The organism is Streptomyces sp. NPDC002463, assembly GCF_042889835.1.
GTDB classification, from domain to species: domain Bacteria; phylum Actinomycetota; class Actinomycetes; order Streptomycetales; family Streptomycetaceae; genus Streptomyces; species Streptomyces nymphaeiformis.
In genome coordinates, this window is record NZ_JBIARL010000006.1 from 119,133 (window position 1) to 143,849 (window position 24,717).

Annotated in this window: 22 protein-coding genes; 9 read left to right on the forward strand and 13 right to left on the reverse strand. The window is 73.2% G+C overall.

Annotation, left to right across the window (positions count from 1 at the left end):
• Nucleotides 1–105 precede the first annotated feature (105 nt).
• A complete protein-coding gene (gene leuA / locus ACFYX3_RS14570; RefSeq protein ID WP_389012657.1) occupies nucleotides 106–1,839 on the reverse strand; it encodes a 2-isopropylmalate synthase in 1,734 nt (577 codons plus the stop codon).
• Between the two features lie 150 nt (nucleotides 1,840–1,989).
• On the opposite strand from leuA, the gene ACFYX3_RS14575 reads away from it, so the two are divergent.
• On the forward strand, nucleotides 1,990–2,682 hold the full coding sequence (locus ACFYX3_RS14575) for a FadR/GntR family transcriptional regulator (protein ID WP_389012660.1): 693 nt from the start codon (nucleotides 1,990–1,992) through the stop codon (nucleotides 2,680–2,682).
• A gap of 28 nt (nucleotides 2,683–2,710) precedes the next feature.
• On the opposite strand, the gene ACFYX3_RS14580 is transcribed toward ACFYX3_RS14575, so the two are convergent.
• Together ACFYX3_RS14580 and ACFYX3_RS14585 are read right to left on the reverse strand one after the other, a co-directional pair.
• Nucleotides 2,711–3,190, reverse strand: coding sequence for a (2Fe-2S)-binding protein (locus ACFYX3_RS14580; protein WP_116163013.1), 480 nt, complete (start codon nucleotides 3,188–3,190; stop codon nucleotides 2,711–2,713).
• 14 nt (nucleotides 3,191–3,204) lie between these two features.
• A complete protein-coding gene (locus ACFYX3_RS14585) occupies nucleotides 3,205–5,568 on the reverse strand; it encodes a molybdopterin cofactor-binding domain-containing protein (RefSeq protein ID WP_389012663.1) in 2,364 nt (787 codons plus the stop codon).
• Between the two features lie 164 nt (nucleotides 5,569–5,732).
• Between ACFYX3_RS14585 and ACFYX3_RS14590 the strand changes: the two genes are divergently transcribed.
• The 3 genes from ACFYX3_RS14590 to ACFYX3_RS14600 all read left to right on the forward strand — a co-directional run bounded on the left by ACFYX3_RS14590 (nucleotide 5,733) and on the right by ACFYX3_RS14600 (nucleotide 8,152).
• Nucleotides 5,733–6,386, forward strand: a complete 654-nt coding sequence (locus ACFYX3_RS14590) for a class I SAM-dependent methyltransferase (RefSeq protein WP_389012666.1) — start codon at nucleotides 5,733–5,735, stop codon at nucleotides 6,384–6,386.
• Between the two features lie 510 nt (nucleotides 6,387–6,896).
• Nucleotides 6,897–7,649: a type 1 glutamine amidotransferase gene (locus tag ACFYX3_RS14595; RefSeq protein WP_389012669.1), complete on the forward strand. Its 753-nt coding sequence runs from the start codon at nucleotides 6,897–6,899 to the stop codon at nucleotides 7,647–7,649.
• Nucleotides 7,650–7,714: 65 nt separating this feature from the next.
• Complete coding sequence (locus tag ACFYX3_RS14600) at nucleotides 7,715–8,152, forward strand: OsmC family protein (RefSeq protein ID WP_359518070.1); 438 nt, start codon at nucleotides 7,715–7,717, stop codon at nucleotides 8,150–8,152.
• Between the two features lie 9 nt (nucleotides 8,153–8,161).
• On the opposite strand, the gene ACFYX3_RS14605 is transcribed toward ACFYX3_RS14600, so the two are convergent.
• Nucleotides 8,162–8,854 (reverse strand): RraA family protein, encoded by a 693-nt coding sequence (locus tag ACFYX3_RS14605; RefSeq protein WP_389012673.1) that lies wholly within the window; start codon nucleotides 8,852–8,854, stop codon nucleotides 8,162–8,164.
• A 136-nt stretch (nucleotides 8,855–8,990) separates the two neighbouring features.
• Between ACFYX3_RS14605 and ACFYX3_RS14610 the strand changes: the two genes are divergently transcribed.
• Nucleotides 8,991–9,497, forward strand: a complete 507-nt coding sequence (locus ACFYX3_RS14610; protein ID WP_389012676.1) for a DinB family protein — start codon at nucleotides 8,991–8,993, stop codon at nucleotides 9,495–9,497.
• A gap of 48 nt (nucleotides 9,498–9,545) precedes the next feature.
• Here ACFYX3_RS14610 and ACFYX3_RS14615 read toward each other — a convergent pair whose 3' ends face one another.
• Nucleotides 9,546–10,988 carry a carboxylesterase/lipase family protein gene (locus tag ACFYX3_RS14615; protein ID WP_389012679.1) on the reverse strand — a complete coding sequence of 481 codons (1,443 nt, stop codon included), beginning with the start codon at nucleotides 10,986–10,988 and terminating at the stop codon, nucleotides 9,546–9,548.
• Nucleotides 10,989–11,133: 145 nt separating this feature from the next.
• Here ACFYX3_RS14615 and ACFYX3_RS14620 point away from each other — a divergent pair, with 145 nt between their 5' ends.
• Complete coding sequence (locus ACFYX3_RS14620; RefSeq protein ID WP_389012682.1) at nucleotides 11,134–11,532, forward strand: hypothetical protein; 399 nt, start codon at nucleotides 11,134–11,136, stop codon at nucleotides 11,530–11,532.
• 93 nt (nucleotides 11,533–11,625) lie between these two features.
• Here ACFYX3_RS14620 and ACFYX3_RS14625 read toward each other — a convergent pair whose 3' ends face one another.
• Complete coding sequence (locus tag ACFYX3_RS14625; RefSeq protein WP_389012685.1) at nucleotides 11,626–11,997, reverse strand: cupin domain-containing protein; 372 nt, start codon at nucleotides 11,995–11,997, stop codon at nucleotides 11,626–11,628.
• 381 nt (nucleotides 11,998–12,378) lie between these two features.
• Between ACFYX3_RS14625 and ACFYX3_RS14630 the strand changes: the two genes are divergently transcribed.
• The 3 genes from ACFYX3_RS14630 to ACFYX3_RS14640 all read left to right on the forward strand — a co-directional run bounded on the left by ACFYX3_RS14630 (nucleotide 12,379) and on the right by ACFYX3_RS14640 (nucleotide 14,724).
• Nucleotides 12,379–12,738, forward strand: a complete 360-nt coding sequence (locus ACFYX3_RS14630) for an SPW repeat protein (RefSeq protein WP_389012688.1) — start codon at nucleotides 12,379–12,381, stop codon at nucleotides 12,736–12,738.
• Nucleotides 12,739–12,963: 225 nt separating this feature from the next.
• Nucleotides 12,964–13,323: a DUF805 domain-containing protein gene (locus tag ACFYX3_RS14635; protein WP_389012691.1), complete on the forward strand. Its 360-nt coding sequence runs from the start codon at nucleotides 12,964–12,966 to the stop codon at nucleotides 13,321–13,323.
• Nucleotides 13,324–13,434: 111 nt separating this feature from the next.
• Entirely contained in the window at nucleotides 13,435–14,724 is a 1,290-nt protein-coding gene (locus tag ACFYX3_RS14640) for an ATP-binding protein (protein ID WP_389012694.1), read from the forward strand.
• On the opposite strand, the gene ACFYX3_RS14645 is transcribed toward ACFYX3_RS14640, so the two are convergent.
• From ACFYX3_RS14645 to ACFYX3_RS14675, 7 genes are all read right to left on the reverse strand, one after another.
• On the reverse strand, nucleotides 14,702–15,631 hold the full coding sequence (locus tag ACFYX3_RS14645; RefSeq protein ID WP_389012697.1) for a carbohydrate kinase: 930 nt from the start codon (nucleotides 15,629–15,631) through the stop codon (nucleotides 14,702–14,704). The genes ACFYX3_RS14640 and ACFYX3_RS14645 overlap by 23 nt on opposite strands.
• Before the next feature lie 3 nt (nucleotides 15,632–15,634).
• Complete coding sequence (locus tag ACFYX3_RS14650) at nucleotides 15,635–19,228, reverse strand: glycoside hydrolase family 32 protein (protein ID WP_389012700.1); 3,594 nt, start codon at nucleotides 19,226–19,228, stop codon at nucleotides 15,635–15,637.
• 83 nt (nucleotides 19,229–19,311) lie between these two features.
• Nucleotides 19,312–20,808, reverse strand: coding sequence for a glycoside hydrolase family 32 protein (locus ACFYX3_RS14655; protein ID WP_389012702.1), 1,497 nt, complete (start codon nucleotides 20,806–20,808; stop codon nucleotides 19,312–19,314).
• Nucleotides 20,805–21,818, reverse strand: coding sequence for an ABC transporter ATP-binding protein (locus tag ACFYX3_RS14660; protein ID WP_389012705.1), 1,014 nt, complete (start codon nucleotides 21,816–21,818; stop codon nucleotides 20,805–20,807). Before ACFYX3_RS14660 ends, ACFYX3_RS14655 begins: the two co-directional genes overlap by 4 nt.
• Nucleotides 21,815–22,762: an ABC transporter ATP-binding protein gene (locus ACFYX3_RS14665; protein WP_389012708.1), complete on the reverse strand. Its 948-nt coding sequence runs from the start codon at nucleotides 22,760–22,762 to the stop codon at nucleotides 21,815–21,817. Before ACFYX3_RS14665 ends, ACFYX3_RS14660 begins: the two co-directional genes overlap by 4 nt.
• Nucleotides 22,759–23,709, reverse strand: a complete 951-nt coding sequence (locus ACFYX3_RS14670) for an ABC transporter permease (RefSeq protein ID WP_389012711.1) — start codon at nucleotides 23,707–23,709, stop codon at nucleotides 22,759–22,761. The genes ACFYX3_RS14665 and ACFYX3_RS14670 overlap by 4 nt, the downstream gene beginning before the upstream one ends.
• A gap of 15 nt (nucleotides 23,710–23,724) precedes the next feature.
• Nucleotides 23,725–24,702 carry an ABC transporter permease gene (locus tag ACFYX3_RS14675; protein ID WP_389012714.1) on the reverse strand — a complete coding sequence of 326 codons (978 nt, stop codon included), beginning with the start codon at nucleotides 24,700–24,702 and terminating at the stop codon, nucleotides 23,725–23,727.
• Nucleotides 24,703–24,717 lie beyond the last annotated feature (15 nt).

Consider the following 24,717-nt stretch of genomic DNA (forward strand, 5'->3'; position numbering starts at 1 on the left):
GGGCCGGGTGCGGAGGCGGGTTGAGGGCCGGGTGCGGAGGCGGGTTGAGGGCCGGGTACGGAAGCGGGTCCATGGCCGGCTTCGGGGCCGGCCGCACGTGCTGCCTCACGCCGCGTACGCCCGGTTCACGGCGGACAGGACGGCCTGCACCGAGGCGGTGAGGACGGAGGTGTCCAGGCCCGCACCCCAGGCCGTGCGCTCCCCCACCCGGCATTCGGCGTAGGCGGCGGCCTCGCCCGCGCTGCCGCTGGTGACGGCGTGCTCGGCGAAGTCCAGGACGTCGACGGGGACTCCGGCCCGGGTGAGGGCGTCGGCCAGGGCGGAGAGCGGTCCGTTGCCCTCGCCCTCCACCGGCGCGGTGCGGTCGCCGACGCGCAGGACGCAGCTGAAGCGGTGGCCGCCCGCCGCGTCGCCGTCGGTGCTCCAGGACTCCAGGGCGACACGGCCGGCGCCCCGGCCGGGCTCCAGGTAGGCGCTCCGGAAGAGCGCGTGGAGGTCGTCGGGGGTGGCCTCGCGGCCGCTGTCGTCGGTCACCGCCTGCACGGTCCGGGAGACGTCCGGGCGCATCCGCTCCGGCAGGTCGAGGCCGTGGCGGGTGCGGAGCAGGTGGGCGACTCCGCCCTTGCCCGACTGGGAGTTGACGCGGATGACGGCCTCGTAGCCGCGGCCGAGGTCGGCGGGGTCGAGGGGCAGGTAGGGCACGTTCCAGGGGGCGAGCTCCGGCGGGGTCCCGGCCTCGGCGGCGTCCTTGGCGTGCCGGGCGAGGCCCTTGCTGATGGCGTCCTGGTGGGTGCCGGAGAAGGCGGTGTGGACGAGGTCGCCGGCGTAGGGGTGGCGGGGGTGGACGGGGATCCGGTTGCAGTGCTCGACGACCTCGCGGACGGCGTCGATGTCGGAGAGGTCGAGCATGGGGTCGACGCCCTGGGCGTAGAGGTTGAGGGCGAGGGTCACGAGGTCGACGTTGCCGGTCCGTTCGCCGTTGCCGAAGAGGCAGCCCTCGACGCGCTGGGCGCCGGCGAGGACGGCGAGTTCGGCGCAGGCCACTCCGGTGCCGCGGTCGTTGTGGGGGTGGACGGAGAGGATCACGGAGTCGCGTCGGGCGAGGTGGCGGTGCACGTACTCGATCTGGTCGGCGTACACGTTGGGGGTGGAGATCTCGACGGTGGCGGGCAGGTTGTGGGTGACCGGCCGGTCGGGGCTCGCGTCCCACAGTTCGGTGAGGCCGTCGCAGAGCTCCAGGACGTAGTCCGGCTCGGTGAGGTTGAAGGTCTCCGGGGAGAACTGGAAGCGGATGTCGGCGCCGGGGCGGGCCTCGGCGAGCCGTGCCATGAGCGTGGCGGCCTCGTGGACGGCGCGCCGGACCTCGGCGCGGTCGCGGCCGAGGACGGTGTCGCGCCAGACCGGCGAGGTCGCGATGTAGAGGTGGACGACGGCGCGGGGCAGCCCGTCGAGGGAGGCGAAGGTGCGCTCGATGAGTTCGGGGCGGGCCGGGGTGAAGACGACCGGGGTGACGTCCTCGGGGACGGCGCCGGAGGCGGTGAGTCCGGCGAGGTGGCGGACGAAGTCGAAGTCGGCACGGCTGGCGGAGGGGTAGCCGACCTCGATCTCCTTGAAGCCGGTGCGGACGAGGAGCTCGAAGAAGCGGTGCTTGCGGTCGGTGTCCATGGGCTCGACGAGCGCCTGGTTGCCGTCGCGGAGGTCGACGGGGACCCAGAGCGGGGCGCGCTCCAGGCGTGCGGAAGGCCAGCGGCGGTCGAGCTCGGGGACGTGGACGCGGTCCTGGAACGGTCGGTAGCGGTGGTACGGCATGGGGCTGGGGCGCTGGGGATTGCGGATCATGGCGGGTACCGTAACCACTCCTCAGCTCCTCAGACAAGTACTCCTCAGACAAGTTCGAGTAGATTGCGGAGATCAGTGGATTGCGGAGGTCGTCCGGAGCACCCGTCCGGAGAATTCCGTCCAGAGAACCGAGAGAATCAGGTGACCCCCATGCCGCTCGGCGCCCTGCGTCCCAGCCCCCTGGTCGAACAGGCCGCCGAGCGGCTGCGCGAGCAGATCGTCCGGGGCCACTGGCCGGTCGGCACGAAGCTCCCCGGCGAGACGACGCTCGCCAAGGAGCTGGGCGTCGGCCGCTCCACGGTCCGCGAGGCGCTGCGGGCCCTCGCAGGCGCGGGGCTCGTCCAGCCCCGGCAGGGCGCGGGCGTCTTCGTGATCGCGACCCGGCCGACGGAGGACTGGCCGGCCCGCCTGCGCCGGGCGGCGGTGACGGACGTGTACGAGGTGCGGATGCTGGTCGAGGTCGAGGCGGCGCGGCTCGCGGCTCAGCGCCGCACCGAGGAGGACGTGGCGGCGATGCGGGAAGCCCTTGACGGGCGGCGCGCGGCGGCCGCGCTCGACGACGCGGGTTTCGTCGACGCCGACATCGCCCTGCACGCGGCGATCGTGGCGTCGGCGCGCAACCCCGTCCTGACCGACCTGTTCGGGGAGTTCGCGCCGGTGCTCCGCGAGGGCCTGATCGAGCTGCTCGACCTGCTCGGGCTGCGGGGCACCGACCTGCGGCACGGCGAGGACGCCCATGCCGAGGTCGTACGGGCGGTGGAGGCGGGCGACCCGGAGGAGGCCGCCCGGCTGACCCGGCAGGAGCTGGAGTCGACGCTGGCCCTCCTCCAGTCGGCCCCCTGAGCACGGCGGCGGCACCGCTCCCCCGTCGTCACTCCATCCGGCGGGCGCCCTCCAGGACGGCCTGCCGGATGCGGTGGTAGGTGCCGCACCGACAGATGTTGCGGATGGTGTCGAGGTCGGCCTCGGTGACCTCGCGGCCGGCCTCGCGCGCCTTGCGGACGGTGGCGACCGCCGCCATGATCTGGCCCGGCTGGCAGAAGCCGCACTGGGCGACGTCGAGGTCGAGCCAGGCCTCCTGCATCGGGTGGAGTTCGGCGCCGACGGTGTCCGGGAGGCCCTCGATGGTGGTGATCTCGTCGGTCGGGGCGACGTCGTCGACGCGCACGGCGCAGGGGGTGAACGCCTTGCCGTTGAGGTGGCTCGTACAGGCCCGGCAGACGCCGACCCCGCAGCCGTACTTGGGGCCGGTGACGCCGAGGACGTCCCGGAGGACCCAGAGGAGCCGGACGTCGCCCTCGACGTCGGCGGTGACGGCCTTGCCGTTCAGGATGAAGGTGTGCTGCGGCACGGGGGCTCCAGGTCTCAGATGGTGCGGTCGCGGCCGTCGGTGGGCGAGGCCGGGACGGGCGGGACGGTCGGCAGGGGCGTGAAGGCGAGCGGCTCGGCATGGTTGACGGGGAAGACCGTCGGCATCGTGCCGGTGGCCCGGCCGTAGGCGCAGGCGACGGCGGCCATGGCGCCGGCGACCGCCAGCTCCCCCGCGCCGCCCGGCTTGTCGCCGCTCGGCGGCATGACGATGATCTCCAGCTCGGGCGGGGTGTTCCACTGCCGGGTGTAGAAGTACTGGTCCCAGCTGCCTTCGAGGAAGTGCCCGTCGCTCAGGTGGAGCCCGGACGTCAGGGTGATGGCGATGCCGTCGGCGATGCCGCCCATCATCTGGGCCTCGAGGCCGCGCGGGTTGACCGCGAGGCCGACGTCCACGGCGCAGACCACCTTGGTCACGCGCGGCCCGGTGTACGCGTTGGGGATCTTCCGTCCGGTGGTCGCGGGCCTGCAGTCGATCTCGGCGAGGATCGCGACGGCGGAGTGGTACTCGGTGTGGACGGCGATGCCCTGGCCCGTGCCGGCCGGCATGCTCCGGCCCCACTGCCCCACCTCGGCGACCTTGTCGAGGACGGCGCGGGCCCGCGCGTCCTTGAGCAGCTTGCGCCGCATCCGGTACCGGTCCTGGCCCGTCCGCTCGGCCAGTTCGTCCAGGACGAGTTCCTGGGCGCAGCGGACGTTGGGCGAGTAGATGTTCCGCATGGAACCGGTGTTGAAGCCCTTGTCGGTCTCGGCGAGCAGCTGGGTGGTGACGCCGAGGTGGTACGGGCTGATCTGGGTGAGCTGGAACATCGTCTCGGAGAAGGTGGCGTCGGCGACGGGCAGCCGGGCCGCCTCCGCCGTGAGGACCTCGCCGATGCCGTGCCCGAAGTCGGTGGCCACGGAGGTGTGGCGCTGCTCGTACGTGAGGACCTCGCCGAGCGAGTACGTGGCCCGGACCCGGGAGGTGGACATCGGGTGCGTACGGCCCTGGCGGAAGTCGTCGGTACGGTGCCACATCAGCTTCACGGGCTTGCCGAGGGCCTTCGAGATCTCGGCGGCCTCGTGGGCGGCGTCGGAGAACAGCTTGCGGCCGAAGGAGCCGCCGCCCTCCGTGACGTGGACGCGGACGGCGGTGGGCGGCAGGCCGAGCTTGAGGGCGATCTGCTCCTGGGCGACGATCGGCGACTTGAGCGAGGCCCAGATCTCCGCCGAGTCCTTCCGCACGTCCGCGATGGCGCAGTTGGTCTCCAGGGCGGCGTTGCTGGCGAAGTGGAAGGTGAAGCGGGCGTCGACGGCCTTGGTGAGGAGCGGCAGCGGCGGGACCACCAGCGGGAGTTCGGCCCGGCGGAGCTTCTCCAGGATCGTGGCGTCGGAGGCGCCTTCGGCCGTGCCGGGCCCCCAGTCGACGCGGAGGGCGCGGACGGCGTCGACGCACTGGCCGAAGGTGCGGCCGCGGACGGCGACGCCGGTGGAGACGGTGACGACGTCGGTGATGCCGGGCATGGCCCGGACCTCGTCGAGGTTGGCCACCGAGCGGACCGTGCCGTTGATCGTCGGCGGGCGGCAGACCATGGTGGGCAGCGCGTCCGGGACCTGGAGGTCCATGGCGAACTTCTTGCGCCCGGTGACCGCTTCGAGGGCGTCCACCCGGCGCTGCCCGGTGCCGATGACACGGAAGTCGCCCGCGTCCTTGAGCGTGACCTCGACGGCCGCGTCGGTGACGGCGGCGGCCTTCACGGCCAGTTCGCCGTAACCGAGGAGCGCACCGGCCGGGGAGACGACGGCGCCGGCCTTCGTGGTCAGGGTCTCGACGGCCTGGCCGAGGACGACGGAGGCGGCGTGGAGCAGCCGTCCCCGGGCGAGGGCGGCGGCGACCCGGATGGGGGTGTAGGTGGAGTAGGTGGTGTTGGAGCCGCCGGTGAGCTGGTTGAAGAGCAGCTCGGGGCGGGCGTCGGCGAGGGTGACCTTCACCTTGTCCAGGGGCAGGTCGAGTTCCTCCGCGACGATCATGGCGCTGGAGGTGGTGACGCCCTGGCCGACCTCGGCGCGGGGCAGGGCGAAGTGGGCCGTGCCGTCGGCGTCGACGCGGATGGTGATGAGGTTGCCGGTGGGCAGCGCCGCGATCGTGAGCAGCTCGTTGAGGTCGAGGAGTTCGGCCGGACCCGGCAGCGAGGGGATGAGCGCGGGCGTCGCCGCGGCGGCCTCGCGCGGAGCGAGGGCCTCGGCGCCGAGCTGGGCGGCGACCGTGAGGGTGGGCGCGGCCAGGACGTACCCGAGGAACCGCCGCCGACCGATGCCGGGTCCTCCGCCCTCGGTGCCGCTCGTGTGGTCGTCGTCCCGCACGGGGTGCCGCCTCGCCATTCGGTGTGCCCTTTCGCCATGAACCCGGCCTGCTACTCCCGGGTATCCTCAGAGGCGACGATCATCGCGCATGTCCGGGACCTCCGGGAGCCGTTCGGCGTGGACGTCTTGTGCGGACGTCCTGCGGGGACACCGTGCGGGAGGCGCCGCCGTAGGGTCGCCGCATGACCGAAGCCGCGCACGTCACCGCCACCCGCCGCTCCTACGACACCGTCGCCGCCGACTACGGGCGGCTGCTCGCCGGTCAGTTGGAGACGACGCCGCTGGACCGGGCGATGCTCTCCGGTTTCGCGGAGAGGGTGGCGGCCGTGGACGGGCCGCGCGTGATCGGCGACCTGGGGTGCGGGACGGGCCGGGTCACCTCCCGTCTGCGCGACCTCGGCGCCGACGTCTTCGGCGTGGACCTGTCGCCGGGGATGATCACGGTCGCCCGGGACGGCCACCCGGGGCTGCGCTTCGAGGTGGGGTCCATGACGGCGCTCGACCTGCCCGGCGCCTCGCTCGGCGGGGTTCTCTCCTGGTACTCGACGGTGCACATGCCCGAGGACGAACTCGCGGCCTCCTTCGCCGAGTTCCACCGGGTCCTCGCACCGGGCGGGTACGCCCTCGTCGCCTTCAAGGTGGGCGACGAGCGGGTCCGTCTCGAGCGGGCGTACGGGCACGAGGTGGACCTCCACGTGTACCGCTGGTCACCCGACCGACTGGCGTCCCTGCTGACGGCGGCGGGTCTCGTCGAGTCGGCCCGGCTGGTACGGGAGCCGGACGCCGGGGAGAAGACGCCGCAGGGCTTCCTCCTGACGCGCAAGCCGGGCGCGTGAGCGGGGTCGCGCGACGGAACCGGGTCGCGCGACGGCCCCGCGACTCCGCAGACGCGCACTGCTGCGGAGCCGGGCGACGGGCCGCAGCCGGGCTCCCGTCCGGATCTGGGCGACGGGTCGCAGCCGGGCTCCGGTCCGGAGCTGGGCGCGGGAGATCCGGGCCCGCTGGCCGCCGCCCGCGATCAGGGCGTTGACGGAGACCATCGGGTCCCCGCCCACCGACTTGGCGAAGAGCGCGCCGATGACCAGCGGGCCGAGGGCCACCGCAAGGGCCGTGCCGGTGGCGGTGACGTGCTGGAGGCGGCGGGCGCGCCGGGCGTCGAAGGTCATGACCCCAGTCCATCAGCGGGCGGCGGCCGCCGTATCGGTCGGCGTACTCAGCCGCCCGTACCGCGCTACTCAGATGTGATCACGTACGCGCTCTCAGGGGCTCCCGCACCGGCCCTTCGTCAACGATCCTCGGCAGAGCGAAGGCCCCGGGCGCTCCGGGGGAAGAACGTGGAGGCGCAGATGAAGCAGACCGATGTGGCGGGGCCCGCCGTGCTCGTCGTGCAGCACGAGGAGGACGCCGGTCCCGGCCTGGTCGGTGAGCACCTCGTACGGGGCGGGCTGCGCCTCGACGTGATACGCGCCTGGCGGGGCGAGGCGCTCCCGGAGACGCTGGGCGGCCACGCGGGCCTTGTCGTCCTCGGCGGGTCCGTCAACTGCGAGGACGACGAGGCCGCGCCCTGGCTGCCGGGGGTGCGTGCGCTCGTCCGGGAGGCCGTGGCCGGGGAGGTGCCGCTGCTCGGGATATGCCTGGGCGGCCAGATCGTCGCCCACGCGCTGGGCGGTTCGGTGGCGCAGCGGCCCCAAGGGCCCGAGGTGGGTGCCGTGCCGCTGCGGAGGCTGCCGGACGCCGAGGGCGACCCGGTGCTCGGCGGGGTGCCGGAGGGCGCCCCGGCGGCGCAGTGGCACTGGGACGAGGTGGACCGCCTGCCGGCCGGCGCCGTGCCGCTGCTGAGCGGCGACGACTGCCCGTACCAGGCGTTCCGGGTAGGAAGTGCGTGCTGGGCGGTGCAGTTCCATCCCGAGGCGGGCGCGGACACGGTCGCGGCGTGGGCGGCCGGGGACGGCGGCCTGCTGAGCTCGGCGGGCGGCGACCCGGCGGGGGCGGTGGCGTCGGTACGGGAGGCCGAGCCGGAACTCCGGGCGGTCTGGGGAACGGTGTCGGACGCGTGGGGTGAGGTCGTCCACGCCCACGCACACGCGCGGGGCATCTGAGGCTCCGTACGCCCCCGACGCGTACCGTACGAGAACACGCACGTGAACGAAGGAGCCCCGCCGCCATGGCCGACTACCGGATCGAGACCGTCCGCACCGGGTACCGCAACTGGACCGCCCGCAACGACCGGGGCGCGGAGGTCCGGATGGCCGCCGCCGACGACGCGGACGCGCAGCCCTCTTTCACGCCGGTCGAGTTGCTGCTCGCGGCGATGGGCGGCTGCGGCGGCCTCGTCATCGACCGCACGGCCCGCGCGGTGGACCACGACGACCTGCGGATCGTGGTGGAGTCGGTCTCGGGCCCCGAGGACGACGGCCGCTTGGGCCGGATCCGGGTGAGCTACGAGTTCGACCTGCCGGACAACAACCCGAAGGCGGCGGAGGTCTTCGCCCGAGGGGTGCGCCTGACGCACGAGAAGTTCTGCACGGTGAGCCGGACGGTGGAGCACGGCGCACACGTGGAGGCACTCCTGCCGGACGGCACGGTCGGCTTCGAGGGCTGACCCGCGCGCTCACTCCTCGATCGCGCCGCCGATCCGGCGCAGGTGGCGGCGGAAGGTGTACGAGGGGTCCTCGGTGCGGCCCGTGAGGTACTCGTCGAAGCGGGTCTGTGCACGCAGGGTCTCCCCCGCCCTGATCCGGCGGGCCTGTTCCCGCTCGGTGCGGAAGAGGGACCGGGCGGTCTCCAGGACGGTGTCCACGCGGTCGGCCGCCACGAAGAGCACGCCGTCGTCGTCGCCGAACACCACGTCGGCGGCGGTGACCTCGTGGTCGCCGAACCGCACCACGGTCAGCGCGTCGGGGTCGCGGTCGTCGAGGCGAACGGGGCCGGGGGCGTGGCGTCCGTACGAGAAGACGGGCAGTCCGATCTCGACCAGGTCCGGGGTGTCGCGGTGCAGCCCCCAGACGACGACCCCGGCGACGCCTGCCGCTTCCGCCTCCAGGACGGCGAGGTCCCCGACGCAGGCCTCGTCGCGGCGGCCGCCGTTGTCGATGACGAGGACGTCCCCGGGCGCGGCGTGCGTGAAGGCCTCCAGGAAGACGTCGACGCTTCCGTAGTGGCGGGCCGGCAGCACCCGGCCGGCGACCCGCTGCCCGGTGACGACGGGCAGGATCCCGGCGGGCGCGGCCCGCAGGGGCTCTCCGAGCCGTACGCAGGCGTCGGCGACGAGCGGCGTGGAGAGGTCGGCGAAGTCCTTGAGCATCTGGCGTTCCGATCCGTCCGTTCGGCGGGCCCGGTGGGCCCGATGGGCGCGGTGGGCTGAGCCCGATGCTAGGGGGTGGCGGGTCGGTCGGTAATTGCCTCGACAGCGGTCGCGGTGATCGGGGACGCTTCACGCGATGACCAGAATCGACGACACACCGCCCGCGTGGGACGAGCGCACCCAGCTCACCACGTTCCTCGACTACGCCCGTGACACCGCCCGCGTCAAGTGCGAGGGCCTCTCCGAGGAGAACGCCCGCAAGGCGCTCCTGCCGGGCTCCCCGCTGATGACCATGAGCGGGCTGATCAACCATCTCCGCTGGGTCGAGTACTACTGGTTCCAGATGGTCTTCCTCGGTGAGGAGGACGAGGGGCCCTGGACCGATGAGGACCCCGACCGCGAGATGCGCATCGCCGTCGACTTCCCGCTCGCGCAGCTGCTCGACGAGTACGCCGGACAGAGCGCCCGCTACCGCGAACTGGTCGCCGGGAGCGACCTGGACGCCCGGGCGAAGCGCCCCGTCCGTGGCGGCCTCCACGTCGACCTGCGCTGGATCCTCCTCCACCTCACCGAGGAGACGGCCCGCCACAACGGCCATCTGGACATCCTGCGCGAACTGCTCGACGGGACGACCGGCGACTAGGGCCTGTCCGTCCCCCTCCGGCCGGACAGGCCCTGGGGCCCCGGCGGCTCAGCCGAGCCAGATGTCGCGGACGCGGTGCACCGGGTCCGAGGCGACCCGGGGCTCCGCGTCCCAGATCATCGTGGCGCGCTCCGTCGCCGTGTAGCGCGGCCAGTCGGTGCCCGGGTCCTGGTCGGTGACGAAGCCGACCCAGGCCCGGTGCAGGGCGTCGGCGAGCGCGCGCGGCGGCTCGTCGCCGGCGACGGCCGCGACGCCCTCGGCGTCGAGGAGGTCGAAGGCGAAGGGCAGGTCCAGGCAGTGGAACGCGAGCCCGAGACCCGGCGAGCGCCAGCGGAACTCGTAGAACCAGGTGGGCCGTTCCCGCACGGCGCGGGCGTCCGCGACGGCGAGGTTCGGGGCGCGGAAGACCGTGTCGGTCAGTGCCTGCCCGAAGTACCGCTCCTCGCCGGCCTCCGCGTACTCCTCGGTGAAGGCGTCCGCCCCGGCCGCGTCCAGGCCGAGCCCGCCGAGGAGGACGGGCAGCGGAGGGGCGTCCGGGCCGGGTCCGGGGATCATCGTGAACTCGTCCGCGGTGAAGCCGAGCATCAGCGGTACGTCCGCGCCGGCCTCTCCCGCCGTCAGGGCGTCCAGGACGGGTACGGGGATCAGCTCGCCGTCCGCGAAGGGGGCGAGGGCCAGCATCGGCGGCAGGCCCTCGCGGTCCGGTCCCGGTGCGGACATCAGGTCCTGGAGGTCGAGGAGTTCGTCGTCGCTCAGGTCGCGCAGAGCGGCGGCCGTGGCCGGGACGCCGGTGCGCGACGTGAACAGCCGGGCCGCCGCGCGGGCGACCTCAGGGCCGTCGGGCCGCATGACCGCGCCCGAGACGGAGAGCGCGCCCCGGAACAGGCCCTGTGCCGAGGGGACCGCGAGCAGCGTCTGCACGGCGCCGCCGCCCGCCGACTGGCCGGCGATCGTGACCTTCGCCGGGTCGCCGCCGAAGGCCGCGATGTTGTCCCGCACCCACTCCAGGGCCGCGATCCAGTCCCGTACGCCGCGGTTGTCCGGTGCGCCCTCCAGGTGCAGGAAGCCCTCGATCCCGAGGCGGTAGCCGACCGAGACGACCACGACGCCGTCCCGGTTGAAGGCGGCACCGTCGTACCAGGGGCTCGCCGCCGAGCCCGCCACGTACCCACCGCCGTGGATCCAGACCAGGACCGGCAGACCGGCCTCCGGGTCCGTCGCCGGCGTGAACACGTTCAGGTTCAGCACCCCGGTGCCCGGGATCGACGGCTCCGGGATCGTCGTGACGTCCGCGAACGGCCGCTTCTGCGCGGTCGGCCCGTACGCCGTCGCGTCCAGCGGCTCCGACCAGGCCTCCGGCGGCACGGGGGCCGCGAAACGGAGGTCGCCGACGGGCGGCTGCGCGTACGGGATGCCCAGGAAACGCAGGGTCCCGTCGGCACGGCGCTCGCCGCGCACGGGTCCTCGGTCGGTGGTGACGGTGGTGCTCATGGGGTGCTGCTCCTTCTGCGCGGGCACACGGGGCCGGAGCACGAGCCTGTCACCGCCCACTTACACGTGTCAATCCTCTGTACCGGGAGGCCGGCGCGCGGGATCCCCTCAGTGGAAGCGGCGCCCCTAGACTCGGATGCTCGGGATGAACACGCTGGGTCAGGGGAAGGCGGCGGCGATGAAGTGGGACGCCGGCACCGTGGGCTGGGCGCTCTTGTTCCTGTCCGGGGCGGGCCTCATGGCCGCCGGGGCGATCTGGAAGGGCCGGGCCGTGCGGCCCTTCGCCGCCTCACGGGCGCGGGCCGTCGCCCGGCGGGAGTACGCCCGGGACCTCCAGCGGGCGGCCGACCACGTGATCGCCGAGGCCCGCCGGTCCGCCGGCGAGGGCGAGCCGGCGATCGTCACCGTCACTGCGGTGATGCGGACGGCCGAGGAGCGGTACGGCCACGCGGGCGTGGAGCGGCCGCACGCGGCGGCGGCGCTCCGCCGCAGGTTCGAGCACTGGCGCTGCGCCGCCGACTGCGTCACGGACGCGTACGGATAGGCCTCACGGGCCGGGCCTTCACGCGAGCACCGTCCCGCCCGGCAGCTCTCGAGGGACTCCGGCGGCTCCGGGGCACTGCCGGCAGGAAGCCCGTCAGGAGGACTGCGGCACGGCGTAGTTCGTGAAGCCCAGCCAGTCGAGGGTCACGCAGGGCTCGTCGCCGAGGACCCAGGCGTCGTGACCGGGCTTGACCTCCATGTAGTCGCCCGCCCCGAACTCCGTCGCCTCACCGTCGTCCATGACGACCTTCATCCGGCCACTGATCACGTATCCGACGTGCGACGCCTGGCAGCTGTCGGTGCCGGCGATGGGCTTGACGTGCTTGGACCACTGCCAGCCCGGCTCGAAGACGGCCCGGCCCACCGAGCCGCCGTCGCCGACGAGCAGGTCGAGCCTGCCCTTGCCGTCCTCGAAGGGACGCGTCTCGTCCGCCGAGTCGAAGCTCTTCCGTACGATGCCGGCCATCGCGCACTCCCGGGCGGTGGAAAGATCCGGTCCCCGAGTCCTTTTCCAGGCTACGCCGGGGCGGTCACGGCCACCGCGCGGGGCCATGCGCATACCGATACGAAGAACGGCTCGACTTTGCGCTGAATTTTCATTGACCGGAAATGACCTTTTGGTGGATCCACGCACATCCACGGCTCCTTTTCTGTACGCATCGCCACCGGACAGACCTACACATAAAGGCCAGATAAGAGCACAATGAAGCAGCGGCGCAATTGCCGCAGTGCGGCCAGACATGCAGGACGCCAGAAGGAGGCGAGTCACATGGCCGACGTCTCTCACCGTCCCGGTGATATCTCGGGGCACCCCGATGCGTCGGAAATGCGGGACCGTTATGCCCGCATGCTCCAGACGAGAGGTGTCGCGGCTGTCGAGGAGCTCGTGATCCTCGCCGGTCTGTGGGCCGCGATCTCCGCGTGGACGGTCCACTTCTCCGCCGCCCGACCGGAGCTGGCCATCACCAACCTGATCGTCGGCATCGCTCTCGCGGGGCTCGGCCTGTGCATGTCGATGGCTCCCGAACGGTCGCAGGACCTGAACTTCGTCGTCCTGCTCCTGGGCGCGTGGCTGATCGTCGCGCCGTGGGTGGTCTCGCGGCACCCCGACACGGGCACGGTGCTCAGCAACGTGATCACCGGCGCGTGCGTCTGCCTGTTCTCCCTCACGGCCGGCGGAATTCTCATGACCAAGAGAAGGACGTGACGTTCTGATCGTCCGACTCCCGGACCTTCGTCGATCCTCTCCCCGGAACGGCGGCATCTCCTCTCCCGGAGGTGTCGCCGTTCACCGCGTTGACGCACCTTCCACGTGTGAACTGCGGACGTCCGAGAACCGATTGACCCCCGCGCTTTCCGCCGCATAGGTTCTTCGTCGGCCTGCTCCACAGGGCCGGCCTCCCGCTCACACACCCAGTCCTCGGGGGACAAAGTGAACTGGTATCTCGACGTGCTCAAGAAGTACGCGGTGTTCAGCGGCCGTGCGCGCCGCACGGAACACTGGATGTTCTTCCTGGTCAACGCGATCGCGGTCATCGTCGTCGTGGCGATCGACCTGGCGGTCGGCACCTTCCCGCTCCTCTGGGCGGTCTACTTCCTGGCCGTGTTCCTGCCGCACCTGGGCGTGATGACCCGCCGTCTGCACGACACCGGCCGCTCCGGCTGGTGGCTCCTCATCGCCCTCGTTCCGCTGATCGGCTGCATCGTCCTGATCGTCTTCCTCGCCACCGAGGGCGAGCAGCGGCAGAACGCCTACGGCCCGGCCCCGAAGACGGCTCCGGCCGCTGCATAGAGCCGGTACGGAGCGATGGGAGGCGCCGCCTTGTGCACGGCGGCGCAGGCCCTCGCCCCGGCCCTCCGCCTAGCCTCGCCGCAACACAGCGAACGAGGGGCGGTACCACCGGTGAACTGGCACATCCACGACTACCGCGAGAGCGATCTCGCGGCCGTCGTCCATCTGATCGACACCACCGCCGAACTCGGGCAGGAGTCCGTCTTCTCGCTCGCCGAGTGCATCGGCGCCCTCACCACCCGCCAGCCGGCCGTGGTCGCCGTGCACCAGGGCGCCCCCATCGGGGCGGCGCTCGCCTGTGTCTCCGGCGAGCGGGCCTGGGTCATGCGGATCGCGATCTCCTCGGCGTGGCGGGGCCGCGGCCTCGCCAGCGCCCTGCTCGTGGAGCTGGAGCGGCGGCTCGTCGCGGCCCGCGTCGGGCGCATCGCGTACGTCCTGCCGGAGGAGGAGCTCCTCGGAGAGGGCCTGCTGAACGCCGGGTACACGCGCCAGCCGGCCGTCGCGTACTTCGAGAAGGTGGAGCCGCTGCACGGCCCCGCCGCCGGGCTCCTCGACGACCTGGGCGGGCGGCTGCTCCCCGGCGACCTGTGGGCGAAGGTGGCCGGCATGGAGCGGGAGAAGGACCTCATCGAGCGCCGTGTGGTGCTGCCCCTGGCCGAGCCGGAGCGGGCCAACCGGCACGGCGTGCGGCCGCCGCGCGCGGTCTGTCTGTTCGGCCCGCCCGGCACCGGGAAGACCACGTTCGCGCGGGGCATCGCCTCCCGGCTCGGCTGGCCCTTCGTGGAGATCCTGCCGTCCCGCCTCGCCGACGAGGGGAACCTCGCCGCCGCGCTGCGGTCCGCGTTCGCGCGGATCGCCGAGCTGGAGCGGGTCCTGGTCTTCATCGACGAGGTCGAGGAGATCGCCCCGGTCCGTTCGGAGCCCGCCCAGCCGGGCGGCATGCACGGGGTGACGAACGAACTCCTGAAGCTGATACCGGGCTTCCGGGAGCGGGACGAGCGGCTGCTCGTCTGCGCGACCAACTCGATCCGCTCCCTCGACCCGGCGTTCCTGCGGCCCGGCCGCTTCGACTACCTCATCCCGATCGGTACGCCGGACAAGGCGGCGCGGGCGGCGATCTGGGCCCGCTACACCGACGGCCGGACGGACGTCGACATCGACGAACTGGTCCTCGCGAGCGAGCTGTTCACCCCCGCCGACATCGAGCACGCGGCGCGGATCGCCGCCCAGGCCTCCTTCGAGCGGGACCTGGTCGCGGTCGGCGGGCGCGTCGGGGACGATCCGGCGCCCGGCGCGAGCACGGCGGACTACCTGGAGGCCATCGCCGAGTGCCGGCCGACGGTCACGCCGGAGATGGTCGAGCAGTTCGCGGCGGACATCACCTCACACGCCCGAACCTGAGGGTGAACCGCTCTTCGGCCGCGTCCAGTTCGGCCCGGTCGGGGGGCTGGGCGCCGGCCCGGGAGACGGTGACGGCCGCCGCCGCGGTCGCTCTGCACAGCATCCGCACGAGGTCATGGGCACCGAGCCCGGCGAGGGTCTCCCGACCCCGCCGGCCGAGGATGTCGAGGACGGCGGACATGAAGGAGTCGCCCGCGCCGACGGTGTCGACGACGGTGACCGGCGGCGCCTCCGCGGTGATCGTCTCCCGCCCGGTGAAGAGGATCGATCCGGCCGCGCCCCGGGTGATCAGGACGACGGCCGGGCCGAGGGCCCGCCAGCGGGCGGCGACCTCGTGCGGCTCCGCTCCGGGGTACAGCCAGTCCAGGTCCTCGTCGCTCGCCTTCACCACGTCGCTCAGCGCGACACAGCGCTCGACGCGTGCGACGGCCTCGGTGTGGTCCCCCATCAGCGCGGGCCGCACGTTCGGGTCGTAGCTGACCGTGGCCCGGTCGCGCAGCCGCTCGACCTCGGCGAGGACGGTGGCCGCGCCGGGAGCGGTGACGGCGGCGATCGAGCCGATGTGCACATGACCGGGCTGCTCCACCAGGAGCTCCCCGGTCTCCAGGGTCCAGGCGATGTCGAAGGTGTACGAGGCCCCGCCGTGCGCGTCGAGCCCGACGACCGCCGACGGGGTGCGTACGGGTACGCCGCCGACCTCCACCCGTACCCCCGCGTCCTTCAGGTGGTCCGCGATCAGCCGCCCGCTGGGGTCGTCGGCGAGCTGGGTGAGCAGGGTGACGTCCCGGCCGAGGCGGGCGAGGCCGTAGGCGACGTTGGCGGGGCTGCCGCCCGGGTGGATCCGTTCGGTGCCGTCGGCGCCGCGCACGATGTCGGCGACGCACTCGCCGATCACCAGGAAGGACATGGGTCAGAGCTCCTTGGCGTAGGTGTCCTGGTAGCCGGCCCGGCCGCCGAAGACGTTCAGGCCGACGTGGCCGTCGGTGTAGGTGGCCGCCGGGTCGGTGAGGTCGATGATCCGCTCCCCGTCGAGGAAGACCTGGATACGGGTGCCCTGGTGGACGATCCGCAGATCGTACGTGGCGCCGTGCCGTACCAGGGCGGGCACCCGGGCGAGGGCGGCCGCGTCGTCGAAGGAGCCGCCGCGCCGGACGACGAGCCGGACCGCCCGGAGATCGGGGTCGAGGTTGAGGACGTACCCGTCGGCGCCGTCGGCCGAGGCCCGCCAGATCAGGGAGGCGGCGCCCCGGGTGCCGTCGGAGCCGCCGAGCCGGAGCAGGGTGGTGAGTTCGAGGTCGGCGAAGCGGCGGGTGGACAGCGCGTCGCTGTCACGGTCGAAGACCCCGGTGTGCCCGGCGCCCGTGGCCTCCCAGCGCCCGGCGGGGACGGTGGCGAGGGTACCGAGGTCCGTGCGGAACTCCCCCGGCGGCGGGGGCGGGGGCAGAGCCGGGAGCGTCTCGCTCAGACGGCGGGTGGAGGCGAGCCGGTGGACGGCGAGTTCGGCGATCCGGACCGTCCCGCCCTCGGCGGTGAGGGCGATCCCGTCGGCGTCGGGGTCGGGCAGGACCAGGCTGGTGACGACGGCCTCGCCCGCGCCGCCGAAGACCTCGACGGAGGAGGAGTCGACGAGGATCCGCAGCCGGACCGTCCGGCTGCCGTCGGCGGCCCGGACGGCTTCGAGCGGGGCCTCGGTGCGGCCCGCGAAGTACCGGGTGAAGTCGGTGCGTCCGGAGGCGGTGCGGTCGACGAAGAGGCGTTCGCGGACGGCGTCGTAGCCGACGAGGGTGGCCTGCCCGTCCTTGGCCCGCAGGTGAAAGGCGCAGCTGGTCGCGGCGCCGGCCGGAGGCAGCACGAGTTCGGCCTCCAGGTCGTACGTGGTGCCGGTCAGGCCCGCGCAGGGGTCGGGCACGCCGGGTCCGGCCGTGAGGTCCCTCCGTACGATCGTGTCCGTGCGCAGGGAGGCCAGTTCGGCGACGGGCCACTGGCGCAGGACGGGGCCGTCCGGGCCGTCGGCGAGGGTGAGCTCACGGGGGACGGAGTGCTGGCCGTTCCACGGGTGGGTGGGGGCGCTGAACGGATAGTCCCAGTTGGTGGTCCAGCCGAGCCAGACGCGGCGTGCGTCGGGCAGGTCCGCGAAGGTGATGGCCGCGTAGAAGTCGCGGCCGTGGTCGCTGCGCGGGGCCGGGCCCGGGGCCTGGTGAGCGGTGAAGACGGTGCCGTTCCAGTCGCCGGTGAGGTATCGGGCGGTGGAGCCGTCGGTGGTGCGGACGGCGCCGGTGCTGAAGGTGAGGACCCAGACCGTGTGGGCGGGGTCGCCGTCGACGGGGAGCGGGAAGAGGTCGGGGCACTCCCAGACCCCGCCGCCGGCCACCCAGTCCCCGTAGCCGAAGGAGCCGGTGTGGGACCAGTGGAGGAGGTCGCGGGAGGTGAAGAAGCGCACGTGGTCGCCACCGGACACCACCATGACCCACTGGTCGCGGGCCTCGTCCCGGACGACCTTCGGGTCACGGAAGTCCCAGCCGCCGTCCGGGCCGCCGGGGTTGCCGACGAGCGGCTCGGGACCGCCGTACGGCTGCCAGGATCGGCCCCGGTCGGTGCTGTAGACGGCGCGGACCGCCTGGTTCCCGCCGATCTTGTCCGGGTGGTAGCTCGTGTAGTACGCGATCAGGCCGGTACCGCCGCCGAACAGGCCGGAGACGTCGCCGAGATCGGCGACGGCCGAGCCGGACCAGCGGTGGCCGTACTCGTCCCAGTCGAGGGCGGTCGGCAGGGCGCGCCAGTGGAGGAGGTCGGTGGAGACGGCGTGTGCCCAGCGGCCCTCGGCCTGGTGGAAGAGGTGGTACTCGCCGTCGAGGTGCACGAGGCCGTTGGGGTCGCTGCCCGGTCCGGTGCGCGGCGAGTGGTGGACGGCGGGGCGGTACGGCTCGGTGTAGTGGTCGCGCACGTCGGAGGCGTACACGTCCTGGAAGTACGCGGTGCCGCCGGCCGCGACGAGCCCGACCGTGTCGCCGGAGGCGGTGACCGGGACGCGCAGGGCCTCCACCCCGTCCACGTAGGCGGTGAACTCGCCACCAAGGAGGTGCAGTTCGGCGCGGTACGGGGTTCCCGTGCGGATCGGGCGTACGGACGGCTGCGCGGTGGCGAGGACGGTACGGCTCGTGTGGTCGAGAAGCCTTATCGCGCCGGTCGCGGTGTCCAGGAGGAGCTCGTGACCGCGCACGAGGAGTCCGGCGGCGCTCGCCCCGGCGAGCAGGACGTCGGCGGAGGCGACGAGGCCGGGGCCGTCCGGGGCGGGTGCGGTGCGCACCCCGTCGTGGCCGCGCACGCCCTTCAGGTCGCGGGTCCAGGTGCCGGAGAGCGTGGTGGCGCCCGGGAGTTCGGCGGGCGGACCGGCGGCGGTGACGTTCTCGAAGGAGACCCGCCCGTTGTAGGCGAGGAGCCCGGGGCGGCCGGAGAGGTGTGGGGCGGGCGCCGGGTCCTCGGCGTCGATGACGGGGGCGTAGCCGTCGGGGCGGAGGAAGTCGCTCTGCCAGTACACGCGGAGGCGGCGGCCCTCGGCCTCGACGCGCAGGCGGTGGACGGTGCCGGGGGTGATCGGGGTGGTGTGGGTGGCGAGGGTGACGTCGCCGTCCACGCGGTACAGGCGGAGGCGGCCCAGGTTCGGGTCGGCCTCGACGGCGTAGCCCCGGGTGCCGGTGGCGTCGGCGCGGACGAGGAGGGCGGCGACGGCGTACGGGTCGTGGACGAGGAGGTCCGCCTGGACGGAGGTGTCGTACGCCTCCTCGGCGGCGATCGTACGGATGTTGGCGCCCTCGGGCGCGGCCCCGGTGAGCCCGAGCGGAGTCGGGGTCCAGGTGCCGCTGGAGGTCCAGCCGCTCAGGTCGGTGGTAACGGTCCAGGTCCGGGGCGGTCCGAAGGTGACCGCGCCGCCGTCGGCGAGCAGGCCGACATGGCCGGCGGTGTGGCGGCGGTCCACGGCGGTGAGGACCTGCTCGCCGTCGACGTGGACGGTGAGGGCGGACCCGTCGAGGGTGACGTCGAGGGTCGTTCCGGGGCCGTTGCCGCCGGTGGCGAGGGTGGTGCCGGAAGCCAGGTCGACGAGCTCGACGTGGCCGTTCGCGGGTCCCAGGAGGACGGCGTAGCCGGTGGAGCCGTCGGACGCCGCCCGCAGAACGAGCCCGCCCCGGGCGTGCGGGGTGGCCGGATCGGTCGTGATGCGGACGGAGCAGCCGGCGCGGGCGCCGATCCGGTGCTCGGACACGGCGAGCGCGGCCCCGGAGGCGGCGGAGGCACGCTGCCCGCCGTCGGGGGTGCGCTGCCAACTCCCCTGGTACGGCAGGGGGTCGGGGAGCGGTGAGGTGACGGCCTCGGGGAGCGTCGCGGTCCGGCGGCGGCGCGCGGGGGCGGCCTCGGCGGTGCGGGGTGCGGTGAGGGCGGGCAGGAGGGCGAGTCCGCCGGCCTGGAGCAGGGTGCGGCGGTGGAGGGGGAGTTCGGGGATGCGCATGAGGGCCTCCTCGGCGGTGGGGTGGCGCCTGTACGAAAGAATGGGGGCCGGTGCCGGGCCGGTGCCCGGCACCGGGAGGGCCGTCAGGGCCAGAGCGGGCGCGGGGCCGTCTCGATCGGGGCCATGTGCCAGGCGTCGAGGCGGGTGACGGTCGCGCGGCCGGTGACGGTGAGCGAGACGCCGGTCGCCTCGTCGGGGCGGGTCGGGTAGACGCGGGCGGCCAGGGCGCGGCCGTTGGCGAAGACCTCCAGGGCCGAGTGGTCGACGAGGACGCGGAGTTCGACCGTACCGTCCGATCCGAAGGGCAGCTCGCCGTGACGGGGTGCGGTGTCGACGTCCGGGTCGAGGCTGCTCGCCTCGCGGTGGAGGCGCAGGGTGCCCGAGGTGCCGGCGTCGTCGCGGGTGATCTCGACGACGGTCCTCTCGGCGCCGTCCGGGGTCTCCCGCACCCCGAGCAGTACCGTGGCGCCGGGAGCAAGCCGGAGGGTCGCCTCCAGGTCGAGCTGATCGCCGCGGATCGCGTCCAGGTCGACGTCCCCCTCGAAGGGGCCGGCGTGCACGTGGTCGCGGCGCAGCCGCGACAGCTCCGGCACGGGCGTCTGGGCGAGGGCGCCGTCGGGGCCGAGGGTGACGAGGCGCGGCAGGGACATGACGCCGGACCAGCCGGCGCAGGCGGTGGCCTCCTCGCCGCGGCCCTCCTGAAGCCAGCCGAACATGATCCGGCGGCCGTGCTCGTCGCGCGTCGACTGGGGCGCGTAGAAGTAGTTCTGCCCGTAGTCGAGGCGGTGCAGGGCGCTCGGCTCGAAGCGGTCGCCCTCGTACCGGCCCGTCCAGTACAGGGGGTGGTGGGTGGCGCCCTCGTCCCATGCGGAGAAGGCGAGGACGTCGGTGCCGTCCACCCGGAACAGGTCGACGCACTCCCACATGGTGCCGGTCCAGTCGAGGTCGGCGGCGGTGCCGCGGCTCGCGTCGCCGGTGAGGAGCGGGCCGACGTACCGCCAGTGACGCAGGTCGTGGGACTCGTACAGGAAGGCGGTGCCGCCCTTGCCCCGGATGCCGGAGCCGACGAGCTGGCGCCAGACGGCATCCTCCTTCCACACGCAGTGGTCGCGGTACGCGGTGACGTCGACGCCCGCCGGCGGCGCGGCGATCACCGGGTTGGCGGGGTCCTTCGTCCAGTGGCGCAGGTCGGGGCTGCCGGTGGCGACGCAGGGCAGTTCGCGTTCGCCGTGCCGGCCCGAGTAGACGAGCGTGGGCACTCCCCCGTCGTCGACGAGGACGCCGGACCAGCAGCCGTCGCGGTCGGGTCCTGTGGTGCCGGGGACGAGGGCGACGGGTTCGTCGGTCCAGGTGACGAGGTCGGTGGAGGCGGCATGGCCCCAGTGGATGCGGTGGTGGGCGGGGGCGAGCGGGTTGTACTGGTAGAAGAGGTGGTAGACGCCGTCCCAGTGGCTGAGCCCGTTGGGGTCGTTGAGCCAGCCGCCGGGCGAGGTGAAGTGGAAACGGGGCCGGTGCGGGTCGCGGAAGGCCCGTTCGGAGAGCCCTTCCTCGACGGCGGTGGCGATCAGGTCGTGTGTCATGCGGCGGTGTTCTCGGCTTCCGGGGAGGCGTCGTCGGCGGGCTGGAGCACTCGTCGGGCGATCTCGTGGGCGGGCGCGTAGAGGTGGCAGCGCACCCAGTGCGGCTGCCCTCCGTCCTCGCCGACGGTGTGGCGTACGGGAGTGGTGGTGCTGCAGGTGTCGTCGTCGTACGGGCAGGACTCGGGGTTCAGGACGGCGGCCCGCAGCCCGGCGCGCTCGGCCTTGTCGTAGCCGGTGCGCCGGGCGGGGTCGGGCACGGCGGAGAGCAGCAGCCGGGTGTACGGGTGGGCGGGGGCGTCCATGACGGCGAGCGCGTCGCCGCCCTCGACTAGTTCGCCCGCGAACATGACGACGGTGGTGTCGGCGAGGTAGCGGGCCGAGCCCAGGTCGTGGGTGATGTAGAGCATGGACAGGCCGCGTTCGTCGCGGAGCCGGCGCATCAGGTTGAGGACGCCGACCCGGACGGACACGTCGAGCATGGAGGTCGGTTCGTCGGCGAGGAGGACGTCCGGTCCGACGGCGAGGGCGCGGGCGATCGCGACGCGCTGGCGCTGTCCGCCGGAGAGCTCGTGCGGGTAGGAGTCGAGCATGTCCGGCGTGAGGCCGACCTCCTCCATGAGGGCGGCGAGTCGTCCCCGGTCGGCCGCGTGGCCGTGGAGGACGAGGGCGCGGGTGAGGAAGTGCTCGATGCGGTGGACGGGGTTGAGGGAGCCGAAGGGGTCCTGGAACACCATCTGGACCTTGCCCCGGTACGTACGGGAGGCGCGACGGCGCTCGGTGCGGAGCACGTCCTCGCCGTCGAGGAGGATCTGCCCGGAGGTGGGCCGTTCGAGGCGGGCGAGACAGCGGGCGATGGTGGACTTGCCGCTGCCGGACTCGCCGACGAGGGCGGTGACGCGGCCGGGGGCGAGGTCGAGGTCGACGCCGTTCACCGCGCGGACGCGGCGGCGGGAGAAGACGGTGCCGACCGGGAAGTCCTTGGTGAGTCCGCGGATCTGGAGGAGGGTCATGCGGCGGTGCCTTCGGTGAGGGCTGCCCAGCGACCGGGGGCCACCTGGCGCAGGTCCGGGATGTTCGTGGAGCAGTCGGAGCGGTCGTCGGGGCAGCGGACGTGGAAGCCGCAGCTGTCGGCGGTGCGCGGGGCGTCGAAGAGGCCGGTGAGTTCCCGGCGCGGTCCGGTGAGCGGCGGGAAGGCGTTCATCAGCGCTTCGGTGTACGGGTGGAGGGGCCGCGCGAACAGTTCCTCGGCCGCCGCGAGCTCGACGAGCCGGCCGCCGTACATCACGCCCATGCGGTCCGACAGCTCGACCATCAGGGACATGTCGTGGGTGATGAAGAGGACGGAGAAGCCGAGCGTCTGCTGGAGTTCGCGGATCTGGGCCATGATCTCCTGCTGGACGACGACGTCGAGCGCCGTGGTCGGCTCGTCCATGATGAGCAGGGCAGGCCTGAGGGCGACGGCCATGGCGATGACGACGCGCTGGCGCATGCCGCCGGAGAGCTGGTGCGGGTAGGCCTTCAGCCGGTCGGGCGAGATGCCGACGAGGTCGAGGAGTTCGGCGGAGCGGTCGCGGGCGGCCCGCTTCTTCAGCTTCTCGTGGGTGGTGAAGATGTCGCCGATCTGTTCGCCGATGGTGAGGACCGGGTTGAGGGAGTTCATCGCGGACTGGAAGACCATGGCGATCTCCCGCCAGCGGAAGGCGCGCAGTTCGCGGGCGTCCATGGCGAGGACGTCGCGGCCGCGGAAGGTGACCGAGCCGGCGGTGATCTCGGCCGGCGGCTTGAGGAGCCGCATGACGGCGTTGGCGACGGTGGACTTGCCGCAGCCGGACTCGCCGGCGAGTCCGAAGATCTCTCCGGCTCCGATGGTGAACGACACGTCGTCGGCGCCGACGACGGTGCGGCCGTCGCCCTGGTACTCGACCCGCAGGCCCTGGACGTCGAGGACGTTCACTTCTTCCCCTTCCGGCGGGCGCGCAGTCGCGGGTTGGTGATCTCGTCGACCGCGTAGTTGACGAGGGCGAGCGCGAAGGCGACGAGCGCGATGCACAGGCCGGAGGGGACGAACGCCCACCAGGCCCCGGTCATCAGGGCGCCGTCGTTCCCGGCCCAGTAGAGGTTGGTGCCCCAGCTGACGACGGAGGCGTCGCCGAGGCCGAGGAACTCCAGGCCGGCCTGGGCGCCGATGCCGAAGATGACACAGCCGAGCAGGGTGGTCATGACCACGGACGCCATGTTGGGGAGGATCTCCCGGAACATGATCCGCAGCGGTCGCTCGCCGGTGACGACGGCGGCGGCCACGAAGTCCTTGCCCCGGATGGAGGTGGCCTGGGCGCGCAGCACGCGGGCCGAGCCGGCCCAGCCGGTGACGGTGAGGACGAGGACGACGGTGGTGGTGCCGGGCGGCAGGAACGCGGCGAGGATGACGAGCAGCGGCAGGCCCGGCAGCAGCAGGAAGACGTTGGTGACGAGGGTCAGCAGGTCGTCGACGAGCTTGCCGAGGTAGGCGGAGGCGAGGCCGACGAGCAGCGCGACGAGGGTGGCGGCGATGCCGACGGTGAAGCCGACGAGCATCGAGCTGCGGGTGCCCCACAGGGTGAGGGCGAGGACGTCCTGGCCCTTGGCGGTGGTGCCGAGCCAGTGGCCGGCGGACGGCGGGGTGGCACCGAGGTCGGTGATGAGGGACGGGTCGCCGGGGGCGAGGACCGGGGCGAGCGCGCCGAGCAGCGCGAAGACGGCGAGCAGGAGGAGTCCTGCGCGGGCCTTGCGGTCGGCGAGCAGCCGGCGTCCGAGGCCCCGGCGGGCGGGGCGCGGGGTGCCCGGCGGGCCGGGCGGCGGGGCGTGGGACACGGCCGTGGCGGTGTCCGGGGTGTCGAGGACGGGCATGTCGGGGCCGGGCATGGCGGGGTTCCCTCCTCAGCGGACGCGGACGCGCGGGTCGAGGCGGACGTGGATGAGGTCGACGACGAAGTTGGCGAGCAGGACGGCCGCCGTGATGGTGAGGAAGATGCCCTGCATCAGCGGGTAGTCGAGGGCCTGGACGGAGGCGAGGAGCTGGTAGCCGATGCCGGGGTAGGCGAAGACGACCTCGGTGAGGAGGGCGCCGCCGACCATGAAGCCGAGGGCCATGCCGAAGTTGGTGACGGACGGCAGCAGAGCGTTGCGGGCGGCGTACCGGAACATGATCCGGACGGGGCTGAGCCCCTTCGCCTCGGCCATGGTGATGTAGTCCTCGGCGGCGGTGGCGATCATGGTGTTGCGCATGCCGAGCATCCAGCCGCCGATCGAGACGAGCACGATGGTGAGGGCCGGAAGGACCAGGTGGGTGGCGACGTTCCCGAGGAACACGGCGTCGAAGCCGGGTTCGAGCCCGACGTCGTACGCGTGCCGGAGCGGGAACCAGCCGAGGGTGACGCCGAAGAGGTACAGCGCGCCCATCGCCAGCCAGAAGTACGGGAACGAGCCGACGAAGATCAGCAGCGGCGGCAGCGCGGAGTCGAGGATCCCACCCCGGCGCCAGGCGGCGAGGACGCCGAGGAGGTTGCCGACGAGGGCGGCGACGACCAGGGCGGTGAGGCCGAGGAGCAGCGTCCAGCCGATCTGGGAGCCGATGACCTCGGAGACCGGGGTCGGGAAGCGCGAGATGGAGATGCCGAGGTCGCCGGTGGCGACGCTGTGGAGGTAGTCGACGTACTGGCGCCACAGCGGGCGGTCGTCGAGACCGAAGAGTTTCTGCAACTGGGCGATCTGATCGGGCTGCATCGTTCCCTGGGCCTGGGCGAACATCCGGGAGACGGGGTCTCCGGGCATGAAGCGCGGAAGCAGGAAATTGAGGGTGACGGAGGCCCAGAAGGCGATCAGGTAGAACCCCAGGTTGCGCAGGACGAGACGCACTGCTCTTCTCCCTGT